Below are 15,800 nucleotides of genomic sequence, written 5' to 3' on the forward strand. Positions count from 1 at the left end.
TTATGGATTTATTAACTCAAATTAAAGCGTCAGCTGATTTTATTTTAAAACAAAGCAAATACAAGCCTGAAATAGGATTAATCCTTGGTTCTGGTCTTGGATCATTAGCAGATACAATAGAAGACGCTGAATACTATAACTACTCTGATATTCCTAATTTTCCTACTTCAACTGTAGAAGGTCATGCTGGAAGATTAGTTATTGGTAAACTTGGTAATAAACAAGTTGTTGCTATGCAAGGAAGATTCCATTATTATGAAGGTTATTCTTTAGATAAAGTAACTTTCCCTGTAAGAGTAATGAAATTATTAGGTGTTTCAAAACTTATAGTTACAAATGCAGCTGGTGCTGTTAATAAAGATTTTAATGCAGGAGATTTAATGGTTATTACTGACCACATTAACTTCTGTGGAGCAAATCCTTTATTTGGACATAATATTGATGAGTTTGGACCTAGATTCCCTGATATGTCTGAAGCTTATAACTTAGAGCTTAGAAATAAAGTTTTAGAAGCTGGTAAAGAATTAGGTATTAATTTACAGCAAGGAGTATATGTTATGTTCCCAGGACCTACATATGAAACTCCTGCTGAAGTAAGATTTGCTAGAGTTATGGGGGGAGATGCCGTTGGTATGTCTACTGTTCCTGAAGTAATTGTTGCAAATCACAGTGGTATTAAAACAGTTGGTATTTCTTGCTTAACAAATATGGCTGCTGGTATTTTAGACCAACCACTAAATCATGAAGAAGTTATAGAAACTTCTACTAGAGTTAAAAATGATTTCATAAACTTAATGAATAAAGTTATTGAAATAATATAGAAAAATAAAGCTCCAATTCGTCAGAGTCGGAGCTTTTATTTTCATAATATTACCTATATATTAAGGTAAAATAATATATTTTGCTAACATCAAAGATGTAAGTCTAACTAATAAAATTAACTAAATCATCTTCTGTTATTCTTATATCATATAACTTTTCATTATTCTAAGTCTATAATATAGTTATTTCCTTACTAACAGAGTTTAAAACTTCACATCCATCTTTAGTTACAAGAACTAAATCCTCTATTCTAACGCCTATATTATCCTTAAGATAGATTCCAGGTTCAACAGAGAATATCATACCAGCCTTAACTTCATCATCATTAACAGAACTTACATTACCAAAATCATGACATTCAATTCCTATACTATGTCCTGTTCTATGTGTAAAGTATTCTCCATATCCAGCATCAGTTATTAAGTTTCTAGCCGCTTTATCTATATCTGAAAATTTAACCCCTTCTTTAATGATAGAAATTGCATTTTCATTTGCATTCTTTACTATATTGTAAATTTCAGCATGCTCTTTACTTGGCTCCTTACCTATAAATACAGTTCTAGTCATATCTGAACAGTAATTTTTATACTTTCCTCCAATATCTAAAACTACACTATCCCCATCTTTAATTTTATCTTTTCCTGTTCCATGATGAGGATCTGCTCCATTAGGACTTGTTGCTATTATCGGAGAAAATGAAAATCCAGAAGCCCCTTCTTCTTCATAAATTTCAGATAACATATTAGCATAATACTTTTCAGAATAACCAGACTTTAAGTTTTTCCAAAGTTTTAACATAACAGCATCATTTATTCTAGAAGATTCCTTCATTATTTGAATTTCTTCCTCATCTTTTATCATTCTTAAAGTATCTATAATAGGTGATGAATTAACAAATGTCCTTACAACATTTCTCCCCATAAGATCTATTAAAAAATGTGATGGTAAATTTTTATCTACTCCTAATACTTCACCTTTTCTAACTATATTAGATAATTTATCTATTGGATTTTCTATATCATCATACCAAACAATTTCCACCCCTAAATCCTCATTTATAGGGAATAACTTGTTTACTATAAACTTATGATTACCATTTGAATCTAAATAAAGAGCTATTAGTCTCTCTCCTGAACGAATCATTTTTCCTGTTAAATAAAATATAGATTCTGCTGAAGTAACTATTAATTGAGGAATTTTATTTTCCTCCATTTTAATTAGTACTTTTTTAACTCTAGAATCTTTCATATGTAACACCTCCATATACTATTTTTCTCTTCTTGTTTTTATAATAACTTAAAATTTTCATATTATCCATAATTTAATTTCTTACTTTTATCATTTTTTTTATTTATAGTGATATAATTATTTTATAAATTAAATCTCTATTTTTTGGTAATAACCATATATAGTTTAACTTTAAATAATTGGAGGATAGTAAAATGAAATTAGCAGTTATATCAGATATTCATGGGAATATATACGCACTAATGAAAGCTCTTGAAGATATAGATGATCAAAATATTGATAAAATAATTTGTTTAGGGGATTTAGTTGGATATGGACCTCATCCAAATGAAGTTGTAGCCTTAATAAAAAGAAGAGAAATTCCTTGCATAAAAGGTAACTATGATGCTTCAGTTGTAGATGGCGACTTTACATATATTAGAAACACTACAATAAACTCCTTTGCTCTCCCTTGGGCAAGTAACGAAGTTAGAGTTGCAAACAAATATTTTTTAGACTCATTGCCAACTTCACTTAAATATAAATTTAATAAAGTTAATTTTCTTTTTACTCACGGAAGTCCTTATGCAATTAATGATTATTTATTCGAAGATGCCCCTAACACATTAGAAATTATGGAACAATTAGAAGATGATGTTTTAGTATGCGCTCATACTCACATACCATGTGCAAAAAAATTTGGAAATAAACTACTTATTAATGTTGGTAGTGTTGGAAAACCTAAAATAGGAAAGCCTAATCCTACATATGCAATAATTGAAATTACTGATAATAGTGAAGTTAAGGTTACATTTAGATATTTAGACTATGAATTTAAAAGAATAGTTAAAGATTGTACTATGTTAAACTTTCCTGCATCAATTACTTCTTCTTATGAAACAGGGAAAGAATAATCTTATTATTAAACTTCAAACTAAACTAAGTACTAGTGAATAGATAAAAGTTAAGGTTAAATTATCCCTTACCTCTTTACTATTCACTTTTACTTTTTCTCTAAAAAATGTTTTGAACTTTTATTCTACTATTGTTCCTACAATGCGTAGCTTCTTTAATATATCTGTCTCATTTTTATGACATGTCTTAAAATATTCCGTTAAATCTTTGCCTGCAGTTAATCCATAATGACTTCCACTAATCCATTGATTCATAGATGTAACATCATATACAGTTCCATCAACCACTATATAAGCTAACGTGCCATTTTTCCCATCAAACTTAGCTATATCCTCAATCTTATAATATCTTAGTTCATCTCTGCTCTTAGAATCATTTTTTATCTTAGACTTAGAATCTTTATTAATATTATCTAATACCCCTACAGCTACAGCATATTCCATTATAGCTAACTTATTCGAATGGCATTGAGCAAATTCCTTATCTAACACTTTTCCTGCTGTTATACCATAATGATTTCCTCCACTCCATTTAGAGATGGCTGTTACATCATATATTATTCCTCCAACAGCTACATAAGCCTTTGCACCATTTTTACCATTATATTTAGCTAATTCTTCTACTGTAAAAATCCTTTGTGGTTGTATCTTTTTAACTATAGTTTTTACTTTATCTTTTTCTTCCTCTAAATACTCTGCAATTTCATCAAACACCTTTTCCATTACTTTAATTATTGTCTCACAATATTCTTTTGGATATGTTTGCAATAAATTTTTAAGCTGATTGATTTCACAATATTTCTGTTGTAAAAAATCCTTTTTAGCCATTATTTCCTCCAAAAAATATTCTTTAACTATATATTATGAAATTGAGTTGCAAATGTTAGCAAAGTATTGTAAAATCGTATTAATAAAATCACAAAATTTTACTGACTATGATGAGAAGAGTAACTTTTGAAGGTAGTTTTAGCGAGTAAGGGATGGTGTAAGCCTTATACGATATCAACTGTGAAGAACATCTCTGAGTTTCTAACTGAACAAGTGAGAAAGGAAACACCTTTTCCTAAACGTCAAAGGTGTAAGTTCCATTAGCCAAATTCAAATTTGGAATTTCACTTAATTAGGCTTAGACGGCTAAATGTCGTTATTAATTTACTAAGTGGCCTTTTTATAGGCAATTTGGGTGGTACCACGTAAGTAATTCCTTTCGTCCCATTTTTTAGGGATGAAGGGATTTTTTTATTGCTTTTATTTAAATTTGAAAATAATAAAATATTTTTTGAATCTGTTAAGCTGATATGAAAAAATAGCTTGATTTTTCATAGAATTGCTCGCTCTTTGAAAATTATATAAGTTTAAAAGTTTTATTGCATGGCTAATAAGCCTGCAATAAAATTGATTTTTTGCAGGTTAAATAAAGGTATTAAATTTAATTAAGCTGCTGAGAACCAAGAGTTTTTAGCAAAGCTATCGCTAGCGAAGCCAGCAACTTCTGCTGGAGTACAGTTATTTAATGATCCATGTGGTCTAATAAAATTATAGTGAAAGATAAATAAGTAAATTAGGTTATTAGCTTTATCAAAAGAGTTAAATCCTTTTTTAGCTTTATACCAAGCTTTAAATGTCTTGTTAAATGATTCTATTAAGTTATTATTTACGTCACTAGACATTGGAGCTACAGGTAAATGTTCAGTATTTGGCAATACTGTAGCGGCAGCTTCATTATACGAAGGTAATCTATCGGTTATAAAGTAAGTTCCCTTACCGCATCTAGGACATTTAGGACTATTAAGTTTAGGACGTCCGTCACCGTCGCCTATGGCGAATTGGCGTTTACACTGCTTACATTGATACTTTTGTTTAGCCTGCTTATTCATACCAAACTTATATAGTTTATCAGAATTACAGCGTGGGCATTTTATATTAGTTTTGCTCATTGTTCTTCTCTCCTTTTCAAAGGGGGTATTATTTAGTCTCGCAAACTTATTGTATTTCCTTAGGTTGAGAAGAGCAATGTTCATATAACTTAACAGATCGTATTTTTTTAACAGGAGGTTATTATGAAAAACGTAGTTTTAGTAAAATCACTTTATAGAAACACTGATGAATACTTATCTAAAGAAGTTACAATTTCAGGATGGATAAGAACTTTAAGAGCTTCTAATGCATTTGGGTTCATAGAAGTAAATGATGGTTCTTTCTTTAAAAATATTCAAATTGTTTTTGATAACAAATTAGAAAATTTTAAGAATGTTTCTAAATTACCTATTAGTTCATCAATAAAGGTTGTTGGTACTTTAGTTCCAACTCCAGAAGCTAAACAACCATTTGAAATTCAAGCTAAAGAAGTTGTTGTTGAAGGAATGTCAGACTCTGACTATCCACTACAAAAGAAAAGACATACTTTTGAATACTTAAGAACAATTGCACATTTAAGACCAAGAAGTAATGCTTTCTCTGCAGTATTTAGAGTTCGTTCTGTAGCAGCTTATGCAATCCATAAGTTCTTCCAAGATCAAGGATTTGTATATACTCATACTCCAATCTTAACAGGAAGTGACTGTGAAGGTGCTGGAGAAATGTTTAAAGTTACAACTTTAGACTTACACAATATTCCACAAACTGAAGAAGGAAATATTGATTATAAGCAAGACTTCTTTGGTAAAGAAACTAACCTTACAGTTTCAGGACAATTAAATGCAGAAACTTATGCTTTAGCATTTAGGAATGTTTATACTTTTGGTCCAACTTTCAGAGCTGAAAACTCAAACACAGCTAGACATGCTGCTGAATTCTGGATGGTTGAACCTGAAATAGCTTTTGCTGATTTACAAGATGATATGGAATTAGCAGAAGACATGTTAAAATATGTAATTAAATACGTTATGGATGAATGTCCAGAAGAAATGCAATTCTTTAATCAATTCGTTGAAAAAGGATTATTAGATAAATTAAATCATATAGTTTCTTCTGATTTCGGAAAAGTTACTTATACAGAAGCTGTTGAAATGTTAAAGAACTGTGGTAAAGATTTTGAATATCCAGTTGAATGGGGAATTGACCTTCAAACTGAACATGAAAGATATTTAACAGAGGAAATATTCAAGAGACCTGTATTCGTTACTGATTATCCAAAGGATATCAAAGCTTTCTATATGAGATTAAATGATGATGGAAAAACTGTTGCAGCAACTGACTGTTTAGTTCCTGGAATAGGTGAAATCATCGGTGGTAGCCAAAGAGAAGAAAGACTTGATGTCTTAAAATCTAGAATGGCTGAATTAGGTCTTAAGGAAGAAGATTACTGGTGGTATTTAGAACTTAGAAAATACGGAGAAACTAAGCACGCTGGATTCGGTCTTGGATTTGAAAGATTAATAATGTACATTACTGGTATGTCAAATATCAGAGACGTTATACCATTCCCAAGAACAACTGGTCAATCTGATTTCTAATATTTTAATAAAGAGCTGGCACTTATAATAAGTGTTAGCTCTTTATCGTTTTATAATCAAAATAAAAATTAAACTAATTACAAATTTCTTAGTAATTTATATACTACTATATGTTAATAAAAAATATTTTAAAATTTATGTATAGAAACCTAAGCTTTGGTACATAATTATAATGTAAATATAAAACCTGTAATACACAGGTTCCCATCCCCCCATTATTAAAAAAGCGCGTAAGCGCTTTTTTTATTTTCTAAATCCCTATTCCATATACTCATTATACATATATACCTTAAATTTTATTACACTTCAATTGTTATTATTTTATTTTTATCTAGACTTTCTTTTATATTAATTAATCTTTGATTTGTAGATCCCCTAAATTTTAATCCTTCTTTTTTATTATTTAATTGAAATTTACCATCAACCAAAACATCTATATTATTTATCAATTCTTTTAACTCTTTGTTTTCCTCCATTCTATCTAATATTTCTTCAAAGGTATATCCTGTATAACACCATATATTTAAACCAGCTTTTTTAAAAGCTTTTGCCATATATACAAAACTTTCAGCTTGCTCTAATGGATCACCTCCACTAAATGTTACTCCCTTTAACATAGGATTACCTATAGCATCATCAATAAGTTCATCCATATCTTTTAATTCTCCGCCATTAAAATCATGAGTATCCTTATTAAAACACCCTTCACAATTATGCTTACATCCTTGTGCAAAGTATACTCTTCTCATCCCTGGTCCATTAACAAGACTTTCATAAGCAATTCCAGCAAGTCTCACATATTTAGACATAAATAAATCACTTCCAAACTTTATATATTAACTATTAATATTCTCAAAACTTTATAATTAAATGTAAAATAAGCCGTAGATTTTATTTTCTACAGCTTATTAAAATTTAGTTATTCATTTTTACATAATTAAGCCTTCCCCCAGCTTTAATTACTTCCTTTTCCTTTATAGTTAAATCTAATTTGACTATATAATGTTCTTTCTTTGTTAAATTGCTTATTAAAACTTCTCCAACTTCTAATACCTCTTGAATATTATTTATTTGTATATCATCAAGTAAAGAAATATTATCATAATCTTTTTCATTTTTAAATTCCATTGGAATTATTCCATTGTTAATTAAATTAGCTTTATGAATTCTAGCAAAAGATTTTGCTATTACTGCTTTTACACCTAAATAAAGTGGTGCTAATGCAGCATGCTCTCTACTTGATCCTTGACCATAATTATTACCTGCAACTATAAATCCACCATTATACTCTTTAGCTCTCTTAGGGAACTCTGTATCAATAGTATTAAAACAAAACTCTGATAAGTATGGAATGTTTGATCTAAAAGGTAATAATTTTGAGTTTGAAGGCATAATATGATCAGTTGTTATATTATCTTCAACCTTAATTAATACTTTTCCATCAACTTCGCAACCTAACTTTTTATTAATTGGGAAGGGTTTTATATTAGGTCCCCTAACAATTTCAACTTTAGCTCCATCTTCTGCCGGTTTAATTATCATTGAATCATCTATAATAAATTCCTTTGGCATATCTATATTTAAATCAATCACTTCTTCAGTTGGATCAGTTAACACTCCTGTTATTGCAGATATTGCTGCTGTTTCTGGACTAACAAGATAAACTTTAGCTGATAAAGTTCCACTTCTTCCATAGAAATTTCTATTGAAGGTTCTTAATGAAACTCCATCAGTTCCTGGTGCTTGACCCATTCCTATACATGGCCCACATCCATTTTCTAAAATTCTCGCTCCAGAACTTATTATATCCGCTAAAGCTCCATTTCTAGCTATCATCTCCATAACTTGTCTTGAACCTGGTGCAATAACAAGACTTACATCTGAATGAACCTTTTTACCCTTTAATATTTTTGCTACCTTCATTAAATCTTCATAAGAAGAATTTGTACAACTACCAATTGCCACTTGATCAACCTTAATCTTCCCTATTTCAGCAACTTCCATTACATTATCAGGACTATGAGGCTTTGCAGCTAAAGGTCTAAGCTCATTTAAATTTATAGTTATTTCTTCATCATAAATTGCATCACTATCAGCTTTTAATTCTTTATAGTCACTTTCTCTTCCTTGTGCCTTAAAGAACTCTAATGTTCTCTCATCACTTGGGAAAATAGATGTAGTTGCTCCAAGCTCAGCTCCCATATTTGTAATAGTTGCTCTTTGCGGTACTGAAAGTGTTATTACGCCTTCACCAGCATACTCAAAAACTCTAGAAACTCCGCCCTTTACAGTTAACTTTCTTAGAACTTCTAAAACAACATCTTTTCCTGTTACCATAGGATTTAATTTTCCTACTAAATTAATTTTACATACCTTTGGAGTATTTATATAATATGCTCCACCAGCCATAGCTAATGCTACATCTAATCCACCTGCTCCCATAGCTAGCATTCCTACTCCTCCAGCAGTTGGAGTATGACTATCAGAACCAATAAGAGTATCTCCTGGAACTGTAAATCTTTCTAAAAACACTTGATGACATACCCCATTACCTGGCTTAGAAAAATAAATTCCATACTTTGAAGCAACAGTTTGTATGAACTTATGATCATCTGCATTTTCAAATCCTTGTTGTAACATATTATGATCTATAAATGCTACTGATCTTTTTGTCTTAACTTTATCTATTCCCATAGCTTCTAATTGAAGATATACCATAGTTCCTGTTGAATCTTGAGTTAAGGTTTGATCTATTCTTAACCCTATAGGCTTCCCAACTTCTAATACTCCTTCTACTATATGTTTTTTTAATATTTTATAAACTATATTTTCTCCCATTTTTTTGCCCCCTTATAAACTGCTATTTATTATTAATTTTATATTCCTTATATAATTTAACTAATTCCTTATCAAATAAAGTTCTCTTTAATCTAACAGAAGCAGCTCTAACCATTTCTAATATATCTTTAGCTTCATCATCAGATAAATGTATATTATACTCTTTAAATTTATTTATTATTCCTGCTTTTCCTGAATGCTTTCCAATAACTATTTGTCTTTGTAATCCAACAACATCTGGATCAAAAGCCTCATAATTTTTTGGATCCTTTATTGCACCATCTGCATGAATTCCAGATTCATGTGCAAACATATTATCTCCAACAATAGCCTTCCAAATAGGAAGCTCTCTTCCTGATGCTTGTGCAACATATTCTGAAATTTCTCTAAACATTTTTGTGTCTACATCAGCTTTATAACCATAAACGTACATAAGTGCCATTAGTACCTCTTCTAATGCTGCATTTCCAGCTCTTTCCCCAAGTCCATTTACAGTCACACCAACATGGCTTGCGCCTCCTAATATTCCTGCAATAGCATTAGCCGTTGCCATTCCAAAATCATTATGAGTATGCATTTCTATATCAAAGCCTGTCCTTTTATATAATTCCTCAATATTGCTTTTTATTACAAATGGTTCCATTATTCCAACTGTATCACAATATCTAAATCTATCAGCTCCAGCTTTTTTGGCTTCAGTAATAAAATCTACTAAAAATTCCTTATCTGCTCTAGATGCATCTTCCCCATTTACTGATACATATAAACCATTTTTCTTTGCAAATTCAACCGATTTAATCATATTTTCTAATACCCATTCTCTTGATGTTCTAAGCTTATGTTTAATATGAATATCTGAAACTGATACTGAAATTGCAACTGCATCCACTCCACAATCTATAGATTGCTCAATATCTTCAATTACAGCTCTATTCCAAGCCATGATACTTTTTTTACCGTTATTTCTTTTAACAATCTTCTTAATAGATTCTTTCTCATCTCCACCCATAGCTGGAATTCCAACCTCTAATTGATCAACCCCAAGTTCACTTAACATATCTGCAATTGTAATTTTTTCCTCATTTGCAAATACAACTCCTGCTGTTTGCTCCCCATCTCTAAGAGTCGTATCGACTATATATATTTTTTTGTCTCCATTGACATTTGTAATAGCCATTTTTGTGCCCCCTTTATTTTTATATAGCTTTTAATTTTCTTATAATTTGACTTATAAAAAATAGAGGTAAGTTTGTACCTCTTTATTTTATATATGTCTTTTTTTACCATGATATCATATCTAATAAAATTTCTCAATAAAAAAAGAAGATTTTTTTCTAAAAATTGCAAGTTTTTTATTTTTCATTTCATTTTAAAACAGTATCATTAGAGTAATTCTAGTTATAATATGCAAATCTGCAATTATTTTTATAATTCCTTCATTTTACTCAATAACCCCCCATAAATATTATCTATGAGGGCTTTATAATAATTATAGTATTTCATAATTATTTTTATAACTTCCTGTATGAGATCTTCTATCAATCCTTTCCTCATACTTTCCAGGTCCAAATCTTTCATCAAGACTCAAATATCCTGTTACTCTAGATATTCCTTGTATATTTCTACTATTGCATTTTGGACATTTACTCTCATTGCTTAATAAGGTTTCTCCACAATCTCTACAATATCTAATATGAAAATTTATTCCGATATAACTTATATCAGTATTTTTATATGCATAATTTATTATATTCATAATAACTTCCTCCGAAGGTGAATCATCAACTTCTATATATGAAATATGTCCTGCATTACATATCTTGTGATAGGGAGCTTCTATATCAATTTTATTCTTTATTGATATATTATAATTTACAGGAATATGAAAACTATTAGTATAATAATCTTTATCTGTTACACCTTTAATTATTCCAAATATTTTTTTATCCTGTTTTATAAATTTTCCTGATAATCCCTCTGCTGGGGTTGCATAACAACTCCAATTAAGCTTGGTTTCCTCTACTAATCTATCTGTATATTCTCTTATAAATCTGATTATTCTTAATCCTAACTCCCTAGCCTCTTGATCTTCCCCATGATGTTTTCCTAATAAAGCATATAACGTCTCTGCTAAACCAATAAATCCAATTCCCCATGTTCCTTGTTTAAGTATTGGCTCTATTGAATCTTCAGCTTCTAACCCCTCAGCTCCTCTCATAAGTCCCTGACCAGCTACAAATGGTAAATCTTTAACTTTTAGATTTTTAAGTACATTATATCTATGAAGCAAAGCTTCCTTAGCTAATACTAATCTATCTTTCAATATCTCAAAAAACTTATCTATATCTTTATTAGCTTCTATTCCTATACGTGGAAGATTAATGGTTATTGGTGCTATATTCCCTCTACCTTTACATCCTGGTTCTCCATTAACATTTTTCATTAAATATGTGCGACATCCCATTGTTGCTGGCATATATCCTTTATCATAATATTCCTTATTAAAATCTGCATCTATATTCATGAACGTTGGGTTCATCCTTTTTGCTGCTACCTTACAAGCAAGTTCATATAGATAATAATAGTGGTCATCTATCTCCCTATTTACGCCTTCTTTTACTCTAAAAATTATATTAGGAAATATAGGTTGCTCTCCCTTTCCTAGCCCTTTTTCATACTCCTTTAAAAACACCTCACATACTAATGCTGCATCATCTGAATATGGTATTCCTAAGTTTATAGAAGAAAATGGAACTTGAGAGCCTGCACGCGAATGCATAGTATTTAAATTATAGATAATTCCTTGCATAGCTTGATGTACTCGCATTCTTAATTTTTCTTCAACTATTTTCTCTAATTTTTCACCTTCAATTCCATAAGAAATTAATTCTTCTCTTATTTCTCTTCTTGTAGGTTCAATAAACTCACCTAAATCATTATCAAAATCCGGATGGGATTGTCCTCCAAACATATCATTTTGTGTGGATTGAAGCAATATACATGATAATTCTGCCGCTGTTTCTATACGTTTAGGTGAATTTATAGTTCCATATCCTGTGTTAAAACCCTTTTTTAGTATTTCTCCTGTAGGTATATGCAGGCAATTTACAGTTAAATTATAAGAGTCAAGATCATGAAAATATACTTCCCCTACTTCATGGGCCTTTGCCAAATATTTGGGCATATTGTAAAGATTATGCCATTTGTTAGATTCTGAAGCTATTCTTAATAATTTAGAGCTAAAATTATTTCCAACATTTGCATTATCTCTATCCGTTTCTACTCCTATTTTTTTTATTGCCTTCATCAAATCAGATTTAATTTCTCTAATTCTTGTTCTTTCTCTTCTATATGAAGAATAGGCTCTTTGAATATTCTTATGATTACTATCAACTAAAGCCTTTTCAACTAAATTTTGTACCTCCTCTACAGATACCTTTTCCTTTTTCGAAAGTTCAATATACTCAATAACTCTTTGTATACATTCATCTATTTGGTTTTCCTCTAATTTATCACCAATCTCATCACTTGATTTTTTTATTGCATTAGCAATTTTATTAGAATCAAACTTTACCTCTCGTCCATCTCGTTTTACTACATATAACAAGATAACCGCCTCCTATTAAATTGCACTATATATTGTATTATTTAATGATAATATACAATATATAGTATATAATTCTATTTTTACTTTTATACGTGTTTGAAATGTTATACAACAAAATCATTATCAATAGTGATAACATCATCCTTATCACTATTGATAATATTATCCATTATGATATACTATAGATTATAGAATTAATTTATCGGAGGATTTTTTTTATGCAAAAAATTGCTTTAATAACTGATAGTGCATGCGACCTTGATTTAAATACATTAAAAGAAAATAATATAAATTTATTACCACTTAGAATAATTTACTCTAATGGTGATTATAGAGATAGAATAGATATTACACCACAAGAAGTATATGATAATTTAGAAAATGAAGTACCTAAAACGTCTCTTCCAAGTGCTCAAGAAACAGAAGAAATTTTAACTAAATTAGAGACGGAAGGATATACTCACGTAATCTGTATTTCAATTTCTAGTGGGCTTTCTGGTAGCTTTAATGCAATAAGATTAGCTTTAGAAGACCATCCAAAACTTACTTCTTTTGTTTACGACTCAAAAATACTAGCTTATCCTCAAGGAGAAATAGTTTTAGAAGTTGCTAAGCTTATAAAAGAAGGTAAAAGTTTCGAAGAAATAGTTCAAGAAATACCAGAAATAAGAAAAAGAGTTATTGGATACTTTACTATTAATACATTAGAATACTTAAAAAAAGGCGGTAGAATTGGTAGACTTGCTGGAACTGTTGGTGAGTTACTTAATCTTAAACCTATAATAACTACTAATGAAGATGGTGTATATTATAATGTTGCTAAAGTAAGAGGAAGAAAACAGTCGTTATCTAAAATGACAGAATTATTAAAAGGATATTTAGATAAGAGTAAATGTGAAATTGCTGTTTTACATGCTGGTTGTGAAGATGAGGCTATTAAATATATGAATTCACTTAAGGATCTACCAAATGTAGAATCTATAAAAATTGCAGAAATTAGTCCTGCTCTTGGTATTCATGGAGGTCCTGGACTAATAGGCTTCTCTGTAAAAATGGTTAAATAACCTATGAATGATTTTGATTTTAACAATCTTGGGGATTTAAAAGCTGAGGAAAAAAGATTACATGATGAATATAAAGCTAAACTTGCCGAAATAAAAAAAGTTCAAAAAGAAAAAGAAGCTGTTGGGCAAGTTTTTACTAAAGGCTTACTACCTATTTATGTTCTTCATATCCTAAAATCAGGACCAACAAACGGTAATGAAATTTCTACTAAGGTTTCTGAAAGAACTAATGGATTATGGACTCCTAGTACCGGTGGAATATATCCATTATTAAAGAAACTTGAAAAAGAAGGTTTAGTTATTGGTGAATGGGATGACCCTAAAAAGAAATTTCAAAAGTTTTACTCTCTAACTCCACTAGGTGAAAAAGAATTTGACAATAGAAAAAACTTACTTAAACATAAAATAGAAGAGTCATTAAGAGTATTTCAAATAGTTTATAAAGATCTTTATTTATAAAAATACACCCAAGTAAATTCTTGGGTGTATTTTTGTTACTATTTATGTGCAAACTAATATAAACTTATTTAGGACGGTGTTAACTATGAAAGGAATGATACTAGATTATACTGGCAATGATGCTTTTATTTTATTAGAAGATGATTCTATTATAACAATGCCTTTAACATCTTTTGAAACACTTATGCCAATAGGTACCAATATAAGCTTATGTAATTTATATAATAAATCTTCAAATACCAATTATAAACCTTGCCAGACAATGAATAAAAACGTTGACTTTTTATAAATCCTTCCCTAAAATTAAATTATATTTTAGTTGCTAGGGGTGCCCTAAGGCTGAGAGATGAATTTTCATCAACCCTTTTAACCTGATCTGGATAATTCCAGCGTAGGAAAGCCACCATAGAATTTTATATTCTCATGTCCAAGGTACCTCTTACGCAAAATAAGGAGGTATTTTTTTATGTCAAATTTTCTAGCAACACTAGGCGAAAATTTAAAAACACTTTTTAGTAATCCACTTACACTAGTTACCTTACTAGGATTTGCAATACTATTAATTGCTTTTATAAAGTTTAAATCATTAAAATTTGATTCAAAATTAATAGCAAGAATAGGACTAGCTATTGCTCTTGCATTCATTTTAGATATGCTAAAAATCTATAGATTACCAAATGCTGGTGGAAGCATTTCTCTTGGAAGCATGATTCCTATAATGTTGATATCATTTATTTATGGTCCATCAATAGGTTTATTTACTGGTTTTATATTTGGAGTATTTAAATTAATCCTTGATCCATATATATTAAATCCAATTCAAGTTTTATTTGATTATCCGCTTCCTTTTATGGCTGTTGGTGTAGCAGGATTCTTTAAGAATAAATATTTAGGAGCTACTATAGGAATGGTTCTAAGATTTGTATGCCATTTTATATCCGGTGTAGTATTCTTTGGTTCTTATGCTCCTTCAGGAATATCACCTATTATTTATTCCCTAGCTGTAAATGGTTTTGCCGTAGGTGGTGAATTACTAATTTGCTTAATTTTATTAGCATTTTTACCTATAGAACGATTAATTAAAGCATTAAAATCTAATATAATGTCAACATAAAAAAATATACCATATAGCTAAAAGCTATATGGTATATTTTTAATCTAGGCTTATTGCATTTACTGGACAACTTGATTCTGCATCTCTTGCATCATCTTCATTTTCAGAAGGAACAGGATTAGTTTTTGCTACTGCCTTTCCATCATCCTCCATTTCAAATACTGCAGGACATATTGATGGACATAATCCACATCCAATACAAGTTTCCTTATCTACAGTTGCTTTCATTCTTTTCAACCCCTTTAACAAATTTCAATACTATTATTTCCAAAGTTATAATATGTTATGTAAGTTGAAAAA

General features: G+C 29.8%; 14 protein-coding genes, 2 pseudogenes, 1 riboswitch and 1 other annotated feature. Of the genes and pseudogenes, 7 read left to right on the plus strand and 9 right to left on the minus strand.

The window, feature by feature from the left end; genetic code table 11:
* The first annotated feature begins 2 nt into the window (after positions 1 to 2).
* Entirely contained in the window at positions 3 to 821 is an 819-nt protein-coding gene (locus HCG76_RS08365) for a purine-nucleoside phosphorylase (protein ID WP_221699891.1), read from the plus strand.
* A gap of 172 nt (positions 822 to 993) precedes the next feature.
* On the opposite strand, the gene HCG76_RS08370 is transcribed toward HCG76_RS08365, so the two are convergent.
* A complete protein-coding gene (locus tag HCG76_RS08370; RefSeq protein WP_221699892.1) occupies positions 994 to 2,070 on the minus strand; it encodes a M24 family metallopeptidase in 1,077 nt (358 codons plus the stop codon).
* Positions 2,071 to 2,264: 194 nt separating this feature from the next.
* Here HCG76_RS08370 and HCG76_RS08375 point away from each other — a divergent pair, with 194 nt between their 5' ends.
* Complete coding sequence (locus HCG76_RS08375) at positions 2,265 to 2,963, plus strand: metallophosphoesterase family protein (RefSeq protein ID WP_221699893.1); 699 nt, start codon at positions 2,265 to 2,267, stop codon at positions 2,961 to 2,963.
* A gap of 120 nt (positions 2,964 to 3,083) precedes the next feature.
* On the opposite strand, the gene HCG76_RS08380 is transcribed toward HCG76_RS08375, so the two are convergent.
* From HCG76_RS08380 to HCG76_RS19620, 3 genes and pseudogenes are all read right to left on the minus strand, one after another.
* Positions 3,084 to 3,791 (minus strand): cytochrome b5 domain-containing protein, encoded by a 708-nt coding sequence (locus HCG76_RS08380; protein WP_221699894.1) that lies wholly within the window; start codon positions 3,789 to 3,791, stop codon positions 3,084 to 3,086.
* A 98-nt stretch (positions 3,792 to 3,889) separates the two neighbouring features.
* Positions 3,890 to 4,181: a binding site (T-box leader), on the plus strand.
* Positions 4,182 to 4,396: 215 nt separating this feature from the next.
* Positions 4,397 to 4,714, minus strand: a pseudogene (locus HCG76_RS19615) (integrase core domain-containing protein); the annotation flags it as partial.
* Positions 4,715 to 4,798: 84 nt separating this feature from the next.
* Positions 4,799 to 4,984, minus strand: a pseudogene (locus tag HCG76_RS19620) (IS1 family transposase); the annotation flags it as partial.
* A gap of 39 nt (positions 4,985 to 5,023) precedes the next feature.
* Here HCG76_RS19620 and asnS point away from each other — a divergent pair.
* The gene (gene asnS, locus HCG76_RS08390; RefSeq protein WP_221699896.1) at positions 5,024 to 6,418 is read left to right on the plus strand and encodes an asparagine--tRNA ligase; all 1,395 of its coding nucleotides are present in this window, start codon (positions 5,024 to 5,026) and stop codon (positions 6,416 to 6,418) included.
* Between the two features lie 299 nt (positions 6,419 to 6,717).
* Here the strand turns inward: asnS and nrdG are convergent, their stop codons facing one another.
* The 4 genes from nrdG to nrdD form a co-directional block, all read right to left on the minus strand.
* Positions 6,718 to 7,227 (minus strand): anaerobic ribonucleoside-triphosphate reductase activating protein, encoded by a 510-nt coding sequence (nrdG, locus tag HCG76_RS08395; RefSeq protein ID WP_221699897.1) that lies wholly within the window; start codon positions 7,225 to 7,227, stop codon positions 6,718 to 6,720.
* Between the two features lie 106 nt (positions 7,228 to 7,333).
* Positions 7,334 to 9,256 (minus strand): aconitate hydratase, encoded by a 1,923-nt coding sequence (locus HCG76_RS08400; protein WP_221699898.1) that lies wholly within the window; start codon positions 9,254 to 9,256, stop codon positions 7,334 to 7,336.
* Between the two features lie 22 nt (positions 9,257 to 9,278).
* Complete coding sequence (gene nifV / locus HCG76_RS08405; protein WP_221699899.1) at positions 9,279 to 10,433, minus strand: homocitrate synthase; 1,155 nt, start codon at positions 10,431 to 10,433, stop codon at positions 9,279 to 9,281.
* A 312-nt stretch (positions 10,434 to 10,745) separates the two neighbouring features.
* Positions 10,746 to 12,863, minus strand: a complete 2,118-nt coding sequence (gene nrdD, locus HCG76_RS08410) for an anaerobic ribonucleoside-triphosphate reductase (RefSeq protein ID WP_221699900.1) — start codon at positions 12,861 to 12,863, stop codon at positions 10,746 to 10,748.
* A gap of 218 nt (positions 12,864 to 13,081) precedes the next feature.
* Between nrdD and HCG76_RS08415 the strand changes: the two genes are divergently transcribed.
* The 4 genes from HCG76_RS08415 (at position 13,082) to thiT (ending at position 15,500) form a co-directional block, all read left to right on the plus strand.
* Entirely contained in the window at positions 13,082 to 13,927 is an 846-nt protein-coding gene (locus HCG76_RS08415) for a DegV family protein (protein WP_221699901.1), read from the plus strand.
* Positions 13,928 to 13,930: 3 nt separating this feature from the next.
* Positions 13,931 to 14,386 (plus strand): PadR family transcriptional regulator, encoded by a 456-nt coding sequence (locus tag HCG76_RS08420; protein ID WP_221699902.1) that lies wholly within the window; start codon positions 13,931 to 13,933, stop codon positions 14,384 to 14,386.
* 85 nt (positions 14,387 to 14,471) lie between these two features.
* On the plus strand, positions 14,472 to 14,675 hold the full coding sequence (locus HCG76_RS08425; RefSeq protein WP_221699903.1) for a hypothetical protein: 204 nt from the start codon (positions 14,472 to 14,474) through the stop codon (positions 14,673 to 14,675).
* A 25-nt stretch (positions 14,676 to 14,700) separates the two neighbouring features.
* Positions 14,701 to 14,801, plus strand: a riboswitch (TPP riboswitch).
* Positions 14,802 to 14,852: 51 nt separating this feature from the next.
* Positions 14,853 to 15,500, plus strand: a complete 648-nt coding sequence (thiT, locus tag HCG76_RS08430) for an energy-coupled thiamine transporter ThiT (protein WP_221699904.1) — start codon at positions 14,853 to 14,855, stop codon at positions 15,498 to 15,500.
* A gap of 39 nt (positions 15,501 to 15,539) precedes the next feature.
* Here thiT and HCG76_RS08435 read toward each other — a convergent pair whose 3' ends face one another.
* On the minus strand, positions 15,540 to 15,728 hold the full coding sequence (locus HCG76_RS08435) for a ferredoxin (protein WP_221699905.1): 189 nt from the start codon (positions 15,726 to 15,728) through the stop codon (positions 15,540 to 15,542).
* Between the last annotated feature and the right edge of the window lie 72 nt (positions 15,729 to 15,800).

It is taken from the genome of Clostridium sp. K13 (assembly GCF_019734195.1).
GTDB lineage: Bacteria > Bacillota > Clostridia > Clostridiales > Clostridiaceae > Clostridium.

Excerpts from the sequence above, each read along its gene's own strand:
- thiT (WP_221699904.1), top strand. The coding sequence starts at position 14,853 with ATGTCAAATTTTCTAGCAACACTAGGCGAAAATTTAAAAACACTTTTT.
- HCG76_RS08415 (WP_221699901.1), top strand. The coding sequence starts at position 13,082 with ATGCAAAAAATTGCTTTAATAACTGATAGTGCATGCGACCTTGATTTA.
- asnS (WP_221699896.1), top strand. The coding sequence starts at position 5,024 with ATGAAAAACGTAGTTTTAGTAAAATCACTTTATAGAAACACTGATGAA.
- nifV (WP_221699899.1), bottom strand. The coding sequence starts at position 10,433 with ATGGCTATTACAAATGTCAATGGAGACAAAAAAATATATATAGTCGAT.
- HCG76_RS08425 (WP_221699903.1), top strand. The coding sequence starts at position 14,472 with ATGAAAGGAATGATACTAGATTATACTGGCAATGATGCTTTTATTTTA.
- HCG76_RS08365 (WP_221699891.1), top strand. The coding sequence starts at position 3 with ATGGATTTATTAACTCAAATTAAAGCGTCAGCTGATTTTATTTTAAAA.
- HCG76_RS08370 (WP_221699892.1), bottom strand. The coding sequence starts at position 2,070 with ATGAAAGATTCTAGAGTTAAAAAAGTACTAATTAAAATGGAGGAAAAT.
- nrdG (WP_221699897.1), bottom strand. The coding sequence starts at position 7,227 with ATGTCTAAATATGTGAGACTTGCTGGAATTGCTTATGAAAGTCTTGTT.
- HCG76_RS08420 (WP_221699902.1), top strand. The coding sequence starts at position 13,931 with ATGAATGATTTTGATTTTAACAATCTTGGGGATTTAAAAGCTGAGGAA.
- HCG76_RS08375 (WP_221699893.1), top strand. The coding sequence starts at position 2,265 with ATGAAATTAGCAGTTATATCAGATATTCATGGGAATATATACGCACTA.
- HCG76_RS08400 (WP_221699898.1), bottom strand. The coding sequence starts at position 9,256 with ATGGGAGAAAATATAGTTTATAAAATATTAAAAAAACATATAGTAGAA.
- HCG76_RS08435 (WP_221699905.1), bottom strand. The coding sequence starts at position 15,728 with ATGAAAGCAACTGTAGATAAGGAAACTTGTATTGGATGTGGATTATGT.
- HCG76_RS08380 (WP_221699894.1), bottom strand. The coding sequence starts at position 3,791 with ATGGCTAAAAAGGATTTTTTACAACAGAAATATTGTGAAATCAATCAG.